Genomic DNA, 15024 nt, shown 5'->3' with positions numbered 1-15024 from the left:
TGCGGGCGCACAAAAGCAGAAAAGCCGCACCCTTGAAGGGCGCGGCTTCCTGTTTCAGGCCGGCTGGCGGCTTGAAATCAACGGAACAGCGAGAGGATGTTCTGGCTGCTGGAGTTGGCGATCGACAGAGCCTGGATACCGAGCTGCTGCTGGACCTGAAGGGCCTGCAGGCGGGTCGATTCAGCGTTCATGTCAGCATCAACCAGCTGGCCGACACCACGCTCGATGGCGTCGGTCAGGGCGGTCACGAAGCTCTTCTGGGTATCGACACGGGTCTTGACCGAGCCAAGCAGAGTAGCTGCATTGGTGATGTCCTTCAGGGCATCATCGACCGCACCAATGGTTTCTTCCAGAGTGGTGAGATCAGCTGCGGAGTCCGTCAGAGCCGAGATGTTGATGGTCGACACCTTGACGTCACCACCGCTGGCAAGAGTGCGATCCTTGTCCAGGATACCGATCTGGCCGTTGCTGTCATACAGCGTGGTCTGGGTGATATCGATGTCAATCGTATCGATCGAGATCGTACCGCCAGCACGCGTGAAGGAGCCGACAGTGGACTTGGTGGCGTTGTAGTCAGCTGCAGCGGAGTTCACCGACAGCCAGTTCTCACCGTTGAACACTGCAGAGTCTGCAATGGTCTTCAGCTGACCCTGCATTTCGGTGATGTCCGACTGGATCTTGTCGCGGTCCACACCCGGCTGACGGGCAGCAACGAGCTTGGACTTGATGTCGTCGACCAGTTCCTTGGCCTTGTCCATGGCGGTGTACTGCACGTCGAGGGTAGCAGCGCCCAGACCCAGGGCATCCTTCACGGCCGAGAGAGCCATGTTGTCGGAACGCATCGTGGTGGCGATGGACCAGTAAGCGGCGTTGTCCTGAGCAGTCGAAACGCGCATGCCGGTGGAGATGCGGCTCTGCACCTGCGCCATGGAAGCGTTGGTCTTGTTCAGGGTCTGCAGCGCCGTCATGGCGGAGGCATTAGTCAGAAGGCTGGACATAGCAAGTCCCTTTCATATGGAAAGTTGAAGGGGACATACCGGGTTTTCACCGGTACAGCAGGGCGGCATCATGCCTTTGAGCCTCAAAGTGTGGGAAGGGCTCAACCTGTTGTGATACTCACGCTAGCGCTGCAGGCTTGCGTGAAGCTGACCAGAAGCTAGCATCACAAAAGTGCGGTTGCCAAGGGGCAAATGCACGCGCTTCGAAACAAAAAGGCACGGCGCGGGGCGCGCCATGCTTTGAAGCACGTCTGTCCGTTTTCTCAGAAAAAGGATCGCACCAGACTGCCCACCAGCAGATTCCAGCCATCGATGAGCACGAAGAACAAGGCCTTGAACGGCAGGGCGATCACCGTGGGCGGCAGCATCATCATGCCCATGGACATGGTGATGGTGGCCACAATCATGTCGATCACAAGGAACGGCAGCACGATCAGAAAGCCGATCTCGAAGCCCCGGCGCAGTTCCGAAATCATGAAGGCCGGGATCAGGACCCGCAACTCGACCTTGTCCGGCGAGGCGGCGGTTTCATTGGTCACCCGGCCGGCCGCCAGATCATCGAACAGCACCAGATCAGCCTCGCGCACTTGCGACAGCATGAAGTCGCGGAACGGATCGGTGATCCGCTCATAGGCAACCTCTTCGGTGATCTCGTTGGCCAGAAGCGGCTTGACCCCCTCGTTCCACGCCCGGTCGAAAGTGGGTGCCATGACATAGAAGGTCATGAACAGGGCAAGGGAAATCAGGATCAGGTTGCCCGGTGTCGTCTGCAGGCCGATGCCGGAGCGCAGAAACGACAGGGCGATGGCAAAGCGGGTGAAGCTCGTCACCATGATGAGAATGCCTGGGGCAACCGACAGCACCGTGAGGAGCGCAATCACCTGCACGATGCGGCCGCTGGCGCTGGCCTCACCCGCGGGCAGCAGCGAGGACAGATCCGGCAAGGCCTGCGCACTGGCGGCAACAGTGCCCGCAAGCAGCAGAAGAACGGCGGTCAGCAGCCTGCGTGTCATTGCACCACCAGGGATTCAAGGATCAGCTCACGCACCTTGCCGCCGGAGCGGGCCTTGGCGCGCTCATTGAGATCTTCGCGCAGGTGCTGAAGGCCGGCTGCTCCTTCGATCTGGGCCAGGGTGACGGTGCGCAGATAGGCCAGGACATCTTCTTCGATATAGCCAAGCAGGACGATGACATCATCGATGCCTTCCTGATCGATCACCACGGAGGCCTGCAGCCGCACCCAGGCCTCGCGCGGAGCCGCCAGGTTGGTCACCAGCGGCTTGAGCGACCTGAGCCGCACGGGAGCGAGATAAATCTGCTCCACGTCAGGCTCTTTCGCAGCCGTTGCGGCCTGACCGGCGACAGCGTTGCGGACCGTTTCCGTGAAATGCAGACCAGCGACAGCACCGATCCCCCCGCCAAGCAGCGTCAGCAGAAACAGGATCAGGATGAAGCTGCCGATGGAGCCGCCGGACGAGCCATCCCGCCCATCAGGATCATTGGCAAGATCAGCCATGGAAACGCCTCCTCAACAGGCACTCAGAAGGGTGAGATCGTGTCGATGACCTGCTGGCCCCAGGCAGGCTGCTGGATCTCCGAGATGCGCCCGCGTCCGCCATAGGACACGCGTGCTTCTGCAATCTTGTTGTAATCGATGGTGTTGTTGCCGCCGATGTCACGCGGGCGGACGATGCCGGCCACGTTGAGAACGCGCATCTCGTAGTTCACCCGGACTTCCTGGGACCCGGAGATGACGAGGTTGCCATTCGGCAGACGGTCGGTGACGACCGCGGCAACCTGCAGCTTGATCTCCTCCTTGCGGTCGATGGTACCGCGCGAGTTGGAGGAGGAGCCGGATTTGGTGTCGAAGGAAAGATCGGCCGAGGTTCCCGAGCCGCCGGCACTGGCCGAGAAGCCGCCACCGATCCCGAGCTTGCCGTCGCGCCCGCGCGCCGAATTGTTGTTCAGCGTTGCCTTGTCATTGATGGCAATCAGCACGGTGATGACATCGCCAACACGGCGGGCGCGGGGATCGGAGAAGAAATCATCGCGGCCTGAAACCCAGAGCGAATTGTAGTCCTTGCGGCCGCTCGGATTGAAGGTGTTGAGCGGATAGACCGCGGCGGGCTGGGACGCGAGGCCATAGCCCACGGGTGACATCGCCGGCTCACGGCCGATTTCATTCATCTGACCTGCGCAACCTGCTGACACAAGACAAAGGGCGAAAGGGATCAACAGGCGCATCAAAGGCTCCCCTGTGCTTCGGATTTGGAAAGTCCAGCCATGGAGTGGGTCAACTGGGCCGCGCGGGCGGGATCCATTTCGTCCAGGATCTGGCTGGCTGCGCGGGCATTGAGCTTCACAAGCACGGCAACGGCCGTATCTTCGTCCAGCGTCGCCAGCTGGGCTGCAGCCGCCTCCGGCCGCATGCGCTGAAAGATCGACACAACATGCCCCTCGACTTCGCCGAGAACCTTCTCGCGCCGCTTGACCCATTCCTCGTATTCGGCGCGCTTCTGCTCCAGCTCGCGGATCCGGTTCTGAAGCCGCTCTTCCAGCGCAATGAGATTCCATGTCTGCCAGGCAAGACGGGCATCACTCGCCGCCCCGCCCATGTTCTGGCAGTAGAGCGCCGCATCGCTCGGCGCGCCCGCGTCTCCAGGCTCGGCCGGGGCGGGCACCGGAAGATCCGCAGCCGATGCATTGCGCAGGTTGGAGGCCGTCTGGGCGCCAGCCGGAGCTGCAAAACCCAGCGCTGCCAGAGACAGCAAGCAGGAGATAGTCAGGATGCGGCAGACAGAACGCCGGAACAAAGGGCGCAGGGCTCCAGCCGGGGTCATGCACGGGATCATGGGCAGGAAATCCTTCCAGTCGCTGTTGGCCCGACTATGGCGGCCGAGGCTTGTGCGGAGCTTGGCCGGATGCCGTGAAGGCAGCGCAGACTTTCGGAAGAGACAGGCTGGCGGACGTAAGGGCAGGCTGAAATGCAGCACGGTCCACAGCCATCAGGCTGCGGACCGTGCCCTCCCCCGGAGCTGTGTGGGCAGGGGGCTGCCGGGAGAATTCGGGATTGCTGACCGTGCAAGGCTTACTGGATCACCAGTTCCGCCTGCAGGGCGCCTGCCGTCTTGATCGTCTGAAGGATGGCGATGATACCGGTCGGCTTGAGACCGATGCGGTTCAGACCGCGCACGAGCGTCTGCAGGTCGGTGCCGCCGATGATGGCGAGCTGCCCGCCATTTTCAGCCGCATCAATGAAGGTGCGCGGCGTCACCACCGTTTCACCGTTGCCAAAGGGCTGCGGCTGGGACACCTCCGGCGCCTCGGTGATGCGGACCGTCAGATTGCCATGGGTGACGGCGACAGTTGAAATCTGCACATCGCGGCCGATCACCACCGTTCCCGTCCGCTCATCGATGACAACGCGCGCCGACTGATCCGGCTGCACCATCAACCCCTCGATTTCTGCCATGAAGCGGGTGAGGCTGACCTTGGCCGGCGGGGTCAGATCGATGGAGCGGTGATCTCTTTCACGGGCTGACGAAACGCCATAGGTGGTCTTGGTGTAGCGGTTGATGGCATCAGCCACCCGCACCGCCGTGCGGAAGTCCGGGTTGGACAGTTCCAGCACCAGTCCGGGAATATTGGCGAAACGGTCCGGTAGATTACGTTCGATCATGCCGCCATTGGGAATGCGCCCCACCGTCGGGATGCCCTGACGCAGGCTCTCGGCCTGCCCGGTTTCGGAAAACCCCGAAACCGCAACAGCACCCTGCGCCACCGCATAAACCGCCCCGTCCGCGCCAAGCAGCGGCGTGGCGACCAGCGTGCCGCCAGCCAGAGAGGATGCATCGCCGAGGGACGAGACATTGACGTCAATGCGCGAGCCCTGGCCAATGAAAGGCGGAAGGTTTGCCGTCACCACCACAGCCGCGACATTGCGGGTGCGCAGGCGCGCGTCACGCACGTTGATGCCCATGCTGTCGAGCATGGACTGAAGGGATTGTTCGGTGAAAGGCGCATTGCGCAGCGTGTCGCCGGACCCTTGCAGGCCGATGACAAGGCCGTAGCCGACCAGCTGGTTGTCACGCACGCCCTGGAGCGAGGCAATGTCCTTGATGCGCACCATGGCGCTGGCAGGCGCCGCAAGGCTCGCGGCGCCCATGACCAGGGCCAGAACTGCAAGGAAAATCCGCCGCATGGTCAATCACCTACCAGAATGGAGCCGTCCGGCTGAACCCGGCCGGTGATGATGAGGCCGCTGTCGATGTTTCTGGCGCGGATGAAGGATCCGACGGACCCATTCTGCAGCGCCTCGACCTGAGCAATGATCTGCAAGCCGCCTTCGCGGAAGATCAGGCGGGCAGGTTCACCGCGCTTGATCACCGTTTCCACCGCAACGGCGGTTGCGGGCACAGGCACACCCGGCTGCAGCGAGCGGCGGGCGACACGCCCCACCAACTCTTCCCTTGTTGCAACCACGGAGAACTGCTGAACCGTCCTCAAGGGGAAGCGGCGGATGATCACCTGATCGGCACTGATCACCTCGCCCTGCCGGACGCCGGACCGCAGCACCGGCAGATCCAGAGAAGAGGCGCGCGCACCGGTCATGGCGGCCGTGAGGGCAAGGCCTGCCAGCATCATGCAGATGAAAAGCCGTGTCAGCATCGCTGCTCTCCTCGCCCGCTCCTAAGGATCAGCGGATCCCTTGCGTCACCACGCCAAACATGTCGTCCGCGGCCTTGATGACCTTGGAGTTCATTTCGTAGCCGCGCTGCGCCGAGATCAGCTCGGTGATTTCCTTCACCGGATCGACGTTGGAGGCCTCCGTGTAGCCCTGGCGGATGATGCCGAAACCCGGATCACCGGCGACACCGGCAATGCCCGGGCCGGAGGCCGGGGTTTCACGGAACAGGTTGCCGCCGATGGGCTCAAGCCCGACGTCATTGGCAAAGTTGGTCATGGCCAGCTGCCCCAGTTCCTGCGGGTTCACTTCACCTGCCACCTTGGCAAAGACCGTGCCGGACTCATTGATGGTGACTTCAATGGTCTCCGGCGGAATGATGATCGCCGGTTCAATGGCATAGCCATCGAGCGTCACAATGCGGCCTTCGGCATTCTTGTTGAAGGCGCCGGCTCGGGTGTAGAGCTGCTCGCCTTCCGGCCCGGTTACCTGGAACCAGCCGCGCCCGTCGATGGCCATGTCCAGCTCGTTGCCGGTCTGGTTCATGGTGCCCTGGATGTGCAGCTTGCGGATGGCGGCGGAACGCACGCCAAGACCCAGCTGTGCGCCTTCCGGCACCGGATCCTCACCGCCCCGGTTCGGCACCCCCTGCAGGCGCTCGGCCTGATAGAGCAGGTCGGTGAACTCGGCCCGCGCCCGCTTGAAGGAGGTGGTGTTGATGTTGGCGATGTTGTTGGCGATGACTTCGACATTGAGCTGCTGGGCGCTCATGCCGGTCGCTGCGATTGCCAGAGCTTTCATGTCAAACTCCCTTGGTGCGGGCTGAATTCCTGGTCATCCGGGCCGGAGCCTCAGATGGCCATGCGGCTGACTTCCTGATAGGCGGAAACCACCTTGTCGCGGATGGCGATGGCGGTTTGCAGAGAGGCCTCGGCGGCCATCACGGCTTCCACCACCTGCTGGGCCGACGCCTTGCCGCTGATGCCGGCGATCGAAACGGCTTCACCTTCCTTCACGCGCTCGATGGCTTCCTGCGTCACGGAGGCCATGGTGTCCGTGAAGCTGACCTCGGGCACCGCATTGGCGGGCGCTGTGCCGCCCAGCGGCACGCCGCCTGCAACATAGCGGGTCTGGGAGACCTGCGACGTGATACCGTCACCGGCGGATTTGATGGCGGAAATCTGGTCGATCATCTTCAATCCCTCAGAAGGTCGATGGTGCGCATGATCATGCTGCGGGCCTGCGTCATCATCTTCAGGTTGGCTTCGTAGGAGCGGTTCGTCTCGCGCATGTCGGCCATTTCGACCAGCATGTTGATATTCGGCATCTTCACGTAGCCATTTTCGTCGGCAGCCGGATGGCCCGGATCGTACTCAACGTTGAAAGGCGCCTTGTCGGACCCGATGCCCTTGACCTTCACCAGATCAGCGGACAATGCCCGGTCAACCTCGCTTTCGAAGGTGATGGTCTTGCGCTTGTAAGGATCCGAGCCCGGCGTCTTGCCAGTCGATTGCGCATTGGCCAGATTCTCCGACACGATGCGAAGACGGTCGGACTGGGCGCGCAGGCCGGAAGCGGAGATCTTGAGAGTTGCGGCCAGCGGGTCGATCATCACTTATCCCTTCAGGCTTGCCAGATACATGCGGTGAAAGGACTTGATGATGCTGGTGTTGAGCGCATGGTCGCGCGAAACTTCACCCGCCTTCATCAGTTCCTGCTCCAGATTGACGCTGTTGCCGGAGTGGGAAACATCCCAGCTTTCCGCCTTGCCAACCTTGGACGCTTCGGGCGCATCCCCGAGGCTGCCCATGTGGCGGCCGTGGGTTGCGGTCATCACCAGGCTGGTTTCATCCAGAAGTGTGGTGAAAGCCTCGATGTCGCGGGCGGCATAGCCGGGCGTGTTGGCATTGGCGATGTTCTGCGCCACCGTTGCCTGGCGCACCGACAGCCAGTCGGCCTGACGGGATGCAAGACTGTTCAGATAGACAGGTTCCAACGTCGCTCTCCGAAGCCTGTTGTGGCGTTCGGTAACAGCACTAGGGCGTCAACCTTGTCCGAGGCTTTCGACCCCGGCCCTGCCGGTACGGCTGGCGCAGGCGGGAAGGCATCGGCCGGACAGGCAGAAAACCGGCCCCTGCCCTTGCGCAAGGCGGCGGGATCGGCTAATGCGCACGTCCCTTGCGCGCCTGCACGGCGTCCCACTCCAGCGACATTTCAGGGAGCCCGCCATGCGTCCGGCCATCGGTCTTGATTTCGGCACGTCCAACACGGTGCTGACCGCCTGCACCGCGGCAGGCAATGCCAGCAGCATCACCTTCGGTCATGCTCCGGATCAGGTGGACAGCCTGCCTTCCGTGCTGTCCTTCCTGGAGCCGCCGCGCGGCGTCCATCCGGACGAGCGCGCCGACGTCGGCCAGTGGGCCATCCGCCAGTTCATGGACCACACGGGCGAGTGCCGCTTCCTGCAGTCGCTCAAGACCTTTGTTGCCAGCAAGCTGTTCAAGGGCACCGGCGTATTCGGCACCCATTATGAATTCGAGGACCTGCTGGAGACCTTCCTGCGCCGCGCCGGAGCGCACCGCGACGAGGCGCTGGATACGGGCGGCGGGCGGCTGGTCATCGGCCGCCCGGTGACCTTTGCGGGCGGCGCACCGGATGATGCGCTGGCGATGCAGCGCTACCGCTCGGCCCTCTCCCGCTTCGGTTTTGAGGAAGTGCTGTTCGTCTATGAGCCCGTGGCAGCGGCTTTTGCCTATGCACAGCGGCTTGAGGGCGAGGCCACCGTTCTCGTCGCCGACTTCGGCGGCGGCACCACCGACTTTTCGCTGATGCGCTTTGCCCGCAATGCCGGCGGCCTCACGGCCGAGCCGCTGGGCCATGGCGGCCTCGGCATTGCCGGCAACACGCTGGATTACCGCATCGTCGACAAGGTGATCCTGCCGGAACTGGGCAAGGGCAGCCAGTACCGCAGCATGGGCAAGGTGCTGGAAGTGCCGCCGAATCTTTTCTCCAACTTCGCCCATTGGCACATGTTGTCGGTCTTCAAGGCTTCCGCCGATTACCGCGAGCTGAAGAAGATGCTGAGTTCCTGTCTCGATCAGGACAAGATCGAACTGTTCATCGAGCTGGTCGATACCGATCAGGGCTATCCGCTCTACAAGGCCGTTTCGGATGCCAAGGCGCGGCTGTCCTTCGATGAGGAAACGGAACTGCGCTTTGCCCCCATCGGCAAGGACTTCGCCGCCACCGTGCGCCGGGCGGACTTCGAGGAGTGGATCGCCCACGACCTCACCCGCATCAGCGACGCGCTGACGGCAACGCTCGCCAGCGCCAACCTGGATGCAAAGGACGTGGACAAGGTGTTCCTGACCGGCGGCACCTCCTTCGTGCCCGCGATCCGCAAGCTCTTCGCAGACCGCTTCGGAGCGGAGCGCCTGTCAGGCGGGGAGGAAATGTCCTCTGTCGCCAAGGGCCTCTCCCTCATCGGCGCCCGTGAAGACGCCGCCGCCTGGGCCGTGGCAGCCTAAGGCGGGAGATGGGGAGCGCTTGATCTCACCGGCACAGCCTTTCCGCCTGCACCTTCTTGTGGGCTACCGGCTTGACATATTGGCGCGGATAAGAGCGCGCAGTGATGTATCCCGTTTATGGCAGGACGCCTCCGCACCCCTCCCCCTGGTGGGGAGGGGTGAGGGGTGGGGGGCTCTGACCTTGCAAATATCTGAAGCATCGATGTTTTTCTGAAGAGAAATCGACAGGAACGGGCGTCCTGAAACAATGAGTTCCCTGCCAGACGGAAAGGCTTTCCCCCCACCCCTCACCCCTCCCCACAAGGGGGAGGGGGGGCTGAAACGCCGTGCCGTGGTGCCCAAACAGCCTCTCAGTCCTCCGTGTCCTCGCTCATCTCGATGTCCGCCATGATGTCGGCGGCAATCGCCTGGATGGCGGCTTCGAGGCTGGCGATGCTGGTGCTGTCCGGAAGGATCAGGTCGGCGCTGGCACGGAAGAGCAGTTCGCCCGACATGGAGCCGGGAGAGACGATTGTTTCCAGCGTCTCGATGCTGGCGCCTTGCGCGGCAATCACCTGCGTGACTGCACGCAGGATGCCCGGCTGGTCCTGACAGACCAGATCCAGCCGCAGACGGCGCCCGATGGCGCCATTGCCGCCACCGCCGCGAACCACACTGACGGAAATGCCTTGTTCCGACAGCGCAGCAAGAGCTGCTTCCAGCTCCGCCGCCCGGTCTTCCGGCACATCGACGCTGACGATGCCCGCAAATTCGCCGCCGAGGCGCGCCATGGAGCTTTCCAGCCAGTTGCCGCCTGCTGCGGCGATGACACCGGCCAGCGCATCCACAAGGCCCGGCCGGTCCTTGGCGATGGCAGTCAGAACGATATGGCGGCCCATGGCTCTTCTTCCTCTCGATATGTCCGGCAGGCCGTCATACGGCCCGCCCCTTCTGCTCGCACCTTAGGCATGCTCCGGGCTGGAGGCAAAGCCTATCGGGCGTCAGGTGTTCATATCAAACTGCGGATCAACGGGAACCTGCAGCGCCGTCACCAGATGGTTGGTCTTGGCGGCAAGGCCGATGACGGACAGAAGCTCGCCATATTGCGCCTCGCTCATGCCCTTGGCGCGGGCGGCAGCGGTGTGCGAGTGAACGCAATAGGAGCAGCCGTTGGCCACCGACACGGCGATGTAGATCATCTCGCGGGTGAGCGGATCAAGGCTGCCTGGCGCCGCCATGACCGCCTTCACCTCGGCCCAAGTGCGCTCCAGTGCGGCCGGGTCAGCCGCCAGTGCGCGCCAGAAATTGTTGATGAAATCGGTGCCGCGCGTCTTGCGGATGTCGGCAAAGACGGCTGCCACCTGCGGCCCGGCCTCTGCATCGGAAATCAGTCTGACTGTCGCCATGTCGGTCCTCCCTTGGGAGTGCCAGACTAGACCGCTTTATGGCGGCAGGGAAACACCTGCTGACAAAGACAAAAGGGCGCGGCAGTCCCCTGCCGCGCCCTTTCACGATCATACCCTCAGGCTCAGCGCAGGGCGCGGGCCAGCGGCGAAATGCGGGAGATGACCAGAATGTCCAGCGCCAGCACCGCGATCAGCGTCAGGCCGACCAGCGGGAAGAACAGGGACACGGCCAGCATCACCAGCATGGCGCTGCGCCAGTGCGGCAGATTGGCAGGCACCTGCGGCGCGAACAGACGGGCACCGCCGCGCGCCGGGCGGCGCTTCCACCACAGAACCACCGAGCTGAGGGACAGGAAGATCACCGACAGGCAGATCACCGTGTTCAGCATCAGGTTCCACAAGCCCGTGAGCCCCATGTGCAGCGGAACACCGACGGCCATCACCTTGCCGGCAACCGAGTAGTCCTCGAAGCCGACGCTGGCGAGAATGCGGCCCGTATAGCGGTCCACATGCACGGTGCGGTCGGAGAAGGGATCAGCCGCGTCCGAGCTCATGGTGTCCTGGTTGATGCTCCAGACGCCGGTTTCGCCCTTCGGATAGGAGATGCGGTAGCGGGCGTTGAAGCCCACGGCCCTGGCGAGCGAGGCAAGGCTGTCGATATCGACGGCAACACCCGGCGCCACCCCGATCACGCCGCCGGTGGAACCGGAGGCAGGCATCATCGTCTGTTCCAGAGCCCAGGGCACATTGGCAACGCCGTCATGGTTCAGGGCTTCGGCATGGGTCACGTCAGACAGGGGCACGTTGTCCCACTTTTCTGCCGGGAAGGTGCTCCAGGCCTGTGTCAGCTTCGAGCCCCAGACGCCCGTCCAGGACATGCCGGAGAGAAGGAACAGCAGCAGGAAGGCGGAGAGATAAAAGCCAACCGTGCCATGCAGCGTCTTCCAGAAGGCACGGCCCTTCTGATTGAAGCGCGGCAGCAGAACGGCACCGAGCCCGCCCTCGCGCGGCCACCACATGTAAAGGCCGGTGATGATCAGAATGATGCCGAAACCGGCGGCGATCTCCAGCATCCGGTCGCCGGGCGTGCCCAGCAGGAGGTCGCTGTGAATGTCGTCGGCCAAGTCATACCAGCCGGCGCGGCGGCCCCAGGTCTCCACCACATCGCCCGTGTAGGGGTTGATGGCCACCATCTCCTGCCCTGCATCCGTGCGGATGCGGAAGACGCCGACCCGGTCTTCGGCACGGGGGCTGAGCCATTCCACCATTGTGCCGCCGCCAAGCGCGGCAACGGCCTTGTCCGCCTGCTCGGAGACAGCCATCGCCACCGCACCCTGCGGCACGGTCACGCGGATGTTCTCGCCATCCCGGCCATCAAAGTAGCCGATGTACATCATCATCATGCCGGTGACGGCAAGGATGCAGAAGAAGGGCACGACAAACAGGCCCGCATAGAAATGCCAGCGCCAGGCGGCACGGTAGAAAGCTGCGAGAAGAGAAGCATCGGCGGCGCGGTCCGCATCCTGCGCGGTGCCGGAAACAACATCGGTCATGGTCTGATCCTCATGGCCGGAGACGCGCGCTTCAAGGCACGCAGCATCAACCGGCAGGGTGTTCTGGAATGAAAGGTGAGGGGATCAGATCAGAACGGGCGGCGCGCGCGCCCCGGCACCGGCATAAATACCCGCCGTGTGGCCTGCATTGTCGAAAACGGAGAGAAGACGGCCGCCGGAGAGAACCGGCAGAGGCAGGGCGGGAGAGGCTTCAGGAGTGGCCAGTGCCAGAACGGCTGCGAAGGAACACGGCGCAGCCTGCCCCTTGCCCTTGCGCTGGTCTTCCGGGCCTGCGGGCTTTTCCTCGCCAGACGCATCCATCGTCATGGTCTGCAGCCCTTCCATCATGGAGGGAGAGCAGATGACGATCGTAAACTCGCCGCCACTGGAACGGCCGGGCATGAAACCGGCTGGAATGAGGGCATGAAACAGCACGGCGAGCAGTGCAATCCACACCGCCAGCACGCGCGCATCATGGCGCAGATCTGTCCATAGGGAAGACAAACGCGTAAGCCCCCAGCCTGCCCGGTGCAAGCTTTCCTCTCTTGCTGTCTAGCCGATCACCTTCTTTGGAACAATAGGGGAAACCCGGACCTTGCGAGAGCAGGATGGCTCAACTAGGGTCGGGCCTGACGGCGCGCGGCGGCTCATGCGCGCTCTTTTTCCGGTGTGTGACCTATCCGGCGCGGCTTCTGGCAGCGCCCCGCCAGCAGGAGAGACTGACGTGAAGGGACTGGGAAGCGGGCAGGGCAGAGGACTGGGCAATGGCCCTGATGGCTCCGGTCTGCCAGAGGGCGAAACAGGCACCCAGCCATCCAGACGGCGGGCGGGCGTGGCAGCGCTTGCCAATCAGGCAGGGCCACTACCCAGGCAGGCTGCGCCCTCCCCTGCACCTGAGGCTCCCGCTCCCATGCGGTCCATCCGTAGCGCAGCAGCGGTGCCTCAAGGCGTGCAGTCAGGCAAGTCTGGCAATTCGAAGGGGCTGAAGTCCCTCGGTTTCCTGTCACATGGCGGTTCAGCCTCCGGTGAGCCCCCCCGCAAGGCACGGGGACGCAAGATGCATACGCAGGTGGTCACGGCACCGCCCGCCCCTGACGCAGCCGCCAAGCCCGGCGATCTTTCCATAAGGCCCAAGCGCCTGCCTTCCCTGCGCGAGGAAAAGGCGCAGGACAAGCAGGACCCATGACCGCCGCTGCCGCATCCGGGCACCTGCCACACGGCGCCCGGCTGGTGATTGTTGGAGCCGGCTGCAGCCAGGGCTGCGCTTCTGCGGAGCTGATCAGTCTGGCGGGCGCCGCATTGGAGGAGGCAGGCCTTCCGGCGGAAGCTGTTGCCGCCGTCGCCACGCTGGATCTCAAGGCCGGGGAGGCGGCCATCGGCGCGCTCGCGGCGCATTTCGGCGTGCCGCTGCTTGCTTTCGGCGCAACGCGGCTGGAGCAGGAAACACCGCGTCTGGCCACCCCTTCGGCGCGTGTTTTTGCGGCTGTCGGCTGCCACAGCGTCTGCGAGGGCGCAGCGCTGGCCGCCGCAGGACCGGGCGGGCATCTGGTGCTTGCCAGACGCAAGTCAGCACGGGCGGCCATCGCTCTGGCTGCGGCCATGGCATTGCCACAAGAATAGGCAAGAGACGGACTACAAGTCCCTGTCCAGAAGGACGGGACGCCTTGCGAATGATGGGAACCTCAGACATGTCTGCGACAAAATACGCCCTGATCGCCCTCACCCTCGCCTCTGGCGGCTGTGCCGCAACGACAGGCGAGAAGCGGGCGGAAGGCTCGGACCAGCCGGTTGCGATCACCGGCACTGCCTTCGACCGCCAGTGCCCCGCCAACGCCGGCGGCATCGTGATCCGCAACAACACGGCGCAGAAGCAAAGGGTGACCTACGAGCGCTCGGGCAACCGCAAGAAGCCGCTGCGGGTCGCGGTCAACATCGCGCCGGAGCCGGGCAGCAAGTGGATCGGCTGCGAGGGCGACGGCTACAGCTACCGCATTCTGCGCCACGCACCGCGCAAGTGAGCCGCCACGGCGGGGGAAGCATCAGTCTTCCCCGCTCCTGCGGAACGCCCAGAACAGCAGGAAGGCAAGGCCGCCGGAGAGGGCAAACCACGTCAGCGCATATTGCAGGTGATTGTTGGGGAAGCTGACGACGGTGAGCCCGCCAATGGGCAGGCTGTCAGCCGCCCCCTCCGTCACACCGGCATCGAGGAAGTAAGGCGCTGCCTCACCAAGCCCGAGGCTTTGCGCCATCGCTGCCGTATCGCGCGAGAACCAGCGCCCGCCTTCAGGATCATTGGAACGCAGGAAGGCGCCATCCGGCTGGCTGAGGCGCAGAAGGCCTGAAACCTCAACCTCCCCCTCGGGGCGGGGCCGGTCTTCCGGGTCCTGCCGGTCCTGCGGCACGAAACCCCGGTTCACGAACAGCCGCCAGCCGTTCTGCGTCTCGAAGGGTGACATGACCCAGAAGCCGGGTCCGCGCGCCGTTACCGCCATCACCAGCAGGTCGGCTTCCGGCAGGTAATGACCGCGGGCGGTGATGCGGCGGTATTCGGCGCTGTCGAAGGTGATTTGCGGCCAGTCTGCCGGACCGGGCGCGGCAACGGGCTGCGCCGCAAGACCGGCCTCCACCCGTGCGATGAGCGCATTCTTCCAGCCAAGCCGCTGCACCTGCCAGATGCCGAGGCTTGCCAGGATGACGACGGCCAGAAAGCCGGGGCCAAGAAGCAGCCATTTGCGCGTTCCGGCAGACATCACGCCTCCTCTGGCTGGCGTTTTACGGGCACTCGACAAGAACCGCAGAACCCCTCTCCCTGTTGGTCTACAGCATGCACACATCGTGTTTGAAGCCAAAGACGGTTTGGGGACAGCCAGCAGTCTG

Annotated in this window: 20 protein-coding genes; 4 read left to right on the top strand and 16 right to left on the bottom strand. The window is 63.7% G+C overall.

All coding sequences use genetic code 11. The annotated features are described in order from the left end of the window. Window positions 1-77: 77 nt before the first annotated feature. From ACVNHC_RS16860 to flgB, 11 genes are all read right to left on the bottom strand, one after another. Window positions 78-998, bottom strand: coding sequence for a flagellin N-terminal helical domain-containing protein (locus ACVNHC_RS16860; RefSeq protein WP_050474392.1), 921 nt, complete (start codon window positions 996-998; stop codon window positions 78-80). A gap of 263 nt (window positions 999-1261) precedes the next feature. Next, complete coding sequence (fliP, locus tag ACVNHC_RS16855; protein WP_122519159.1) at window positions 1262-2011, bottom strand: flagellar type III secretion system pore protein FliP; 750 nt, start codon at window positions 2009-2011, stop codon at window positions 1262-1264. Next, on the bottom strand, window positions 2008-2514 hold the full coding sequence (locus ACVNHC_RS16850) for a flagellar basal body-associated FliL family protein (RefSeq protein WP_050474390.1): 507 nt from the start codon (window positions 2512-2514) through the stop codon (window positions 2008-2010). The genes fliP and ACVNHC_RS16850 overlap by 4 nt, the downstream gene beginning before the upstream one ends. 23 nt (window positions 2515-2537) lie before the next feature. Continuing rightward, the gene (flgH, locus tag ACVNHC_RS16845; protein ID WP_050474389.1) at window positions 2538-3242 is read right to left on the bottom strand and encodes a flagellar basal body L-ring protein FlgH; all 705 of its coding nucleotides are present in this window, start codon (window positions 3240-3242) and stop codon (window positions 2538-2540) included. Then, the gene (locus ACVNHC_RS16840) at window positions 3242-3838 is read right to left on the bottom strand and encodes a MotE family protein (protein ID WP_058898123.1); all 597 of its coding nucleotides are present in this window, start codon (window positions 3836-3838) and stop codon (window positions 3242-3244) included. The genes flgH and ACVNHC_RS16840 overlap by 1 nt, the downstream gene beginning before the upstream one ends. 248 nt (window positions 3839-4086) lie before the next feature. Then, window positions 4087-5199 (bottom strand): flagellar basal body P-ring protein FlgI, encoded by a 1113-nt coding sequence (gene flgI, locus ACVNHC_RS16835; RefSeq protein WP_050474388.1) that lies wholly within the window; start codon window positions 5197-5199, stop codon window positions 4087-4089. 2 nt (window positions 5200-5201) lie between these two features. Continuing rightward, window positions 5202-5666 (bottom strand): flagellar basal body P-ring formation chaperone FlgA, encoded by a 465-nt coding sequence (flgA, locus tag ACVNHC_RS16830; RefSeq protein WP_050474387.1) that lies wholly within the window; start codon window positions 5664-5666, stop codon window positions 5202-5204. Between the two features lie 28 nt (window positions 5667-5694). After that, window positions 5695-6483: a flagellar basal-body rod protein FlgG gene (flgG, locus tag ACVNHC_RS16825; protein WP_050474386.1), complete on the bottom strand. Its 789-nt coding sequence runs from the start codon at window positions 6481-6483 to the stop codon at window positions 5695-5697. Between the two features lie 50 nt (window positions 6484-6533). Next, on the bottom strand, window positions 6534-6875 hold the full coding sequence (locus ACVNHC_RS16820; RefSeq protein ID WP_026355490.1) for a flagellar hook-basal body complex protein FliE: 342 nt from the start codon (window positions 6873-6875) through the stop codon (window positions 6534-6536). A 2-nt stretch (window positions 6876-6877) separates the two neighbouring features. After that, on the bottom strand, window positions 6878-7294 hold the full coding sequence (gene flgC, locus ACVNHC_RS16815; protein ID WP_050474385.1) for a flagellar basal body rod protein FlgC: 417 nt from the start codon (window positions 7292-7294) through the stop codon (window positions 6878-6880). 3 nt (window positions 7295-7297) lie between these two features. Further along, on the bottom strand, window positions 7298-7678 hold the full coding sequence (flgB, locus tag ACVNHC_RS16810; protein WP_050474384.1) for a flagellar basal body rod protein FlgB: 381 nt from the start codon (window positions 7676-7678) through the stop codon (window positions 7298-7300). 232 nt (window positions 7679-7910) lie between these two features. Here flgB and ACVNHC_RS16805 point away from each other — a divergent pair, with 232 nt between their 5' ends. Then, window positions 7911-9209: an Hsp70 family protein gene (locus tag ACVNHC_RS16805; RefSeq protein WP_123193467.1), complete on the top strand. Its 1299-nt coding sequence runs from the start codon at window positions 7911-7913 to the stop codon at window positions 9207-9209. A gap of 350 nt (window positions 9210-9559) precedes the next feature. On the opposite strand, the gene ACVNHC_RS16800 is transcribed toward ACVNHC_RS16805, so the two are convergent. The 4 genes from ACVNHC_RS16800 to ACVNHC_RS16785 form a co-directional block, all read right to left on the bottom strand. Beyond that, complete coding sequence (locus ACVNHC_RS16800) at window positions 9560-10087, bottom strand: glycine cleavage system protein R (protein WP_123193466.1); 528 nt, start codon at window positions 10085-10087, stop codon at window positions 9560-9562. 102 nt (window positions 10088-10189) lie between these two features. Further along, a complete protein-coding gene (locus ACVNHC_RS16795) occupies window positions 10190-10594 on the bottom strand; it encodes a carboxymuconolactone decarboxylase family protein (protein WP_050474381.1) in 405 nt (134 codons plus the stop codon). A gap of 122 nt (window positions 10595-10716) precedes the next feature. Then, on the bottom strand, window positions 10717-12147 hold the full coding sequence (locus ACVNHC_RS16790; protein ID WP_457168174.1) for a PepSY-associated TM helix domain-containing protein: 1431 nt from the start codon (window positions 12145-12147) through the stop codon (window positions 10717-10719). Between the two features lie 84 nt (window positions 12148-12231). Further along, window positions 12232-12651 (bottom strand): DUF2946 domain-containing protein, encoded by a 420-nt coding sequence (locus tag ACVNHC_RS16785; protein WP_058898129.1) that lies wholly within the window; start codon window positions 12649-12651, stop codon window positions 12232-12234. Between the two features lie 406 nt (window positions 12652-13057). Here ACVNHC_RS16785 and ACVNHC_RS16780 point away from each other — a divergent pair, with 406 nt between their 5' ends. From ACVNHC_RS16780 to ACVNHC_RS16770, 3 genes are all read left to right on the top strand, one after another. Beyond that, window positions 13058-13333 (top strand): hypothetical protein, encoded by a 276-nt coding sequence (locus tag ACVNHC_RS16780; RefSeq protein WP_457168172.1) that lies wholly within the window; start codon window positions 13058-13060, stop codon window positions 13331-13333. Further along, complete coding sequence (locus ACVNHC_RS16775; RefSeq protein WP_457168170.1) at window positions 13330-13767, top strand: cobalamin biosynthesis protein; 438 nt, start codon at window positions 13330-13332, stop codon at window positions 13765-13767. The genes ACVNHC_RS16780 and ACVNHC_RS16775 overlap by 4 nt, the downstream gene beginning before the upstream one ends. A 68-nt stretch (window positions 13768-13835) precedes the next feature. Then, window positions 13836-14165, top strand: coding sequence for a hypothetical protein (locus ACVNHC_RS16770; RefSeq protein ID WP_457168168.1), 330 nt, complete (start codon window positions 13836-13838; stop codon window positions 14163-14165). Between the two features lie 21 nt (window positions 14166-14186). Here the strand turns inward: ACVNHC_RS16770 and ACVNHC_RS16765 are convergent, their stop codons facing one another. Next, on the bottom strand, window positions 14187-14897 hold the full coding sequence (locus ACVNHC_RS16765) for an SURF1 family protein (protein WP_457168166.1): 711 nt from the start codon (window positions 14895-14897) through the stop codon (window positions 14187-14189). Window positions 14898-15024: the final 127 nt, after the last annotated feature.

This window comes from Pannonibacter sp. Q-1, from assembly GCF_054073275.1.
Note: the sequence above shows the minus strand (reverse complement) of the source record. Positions and strands in the feature narration are given on the sequence as shown.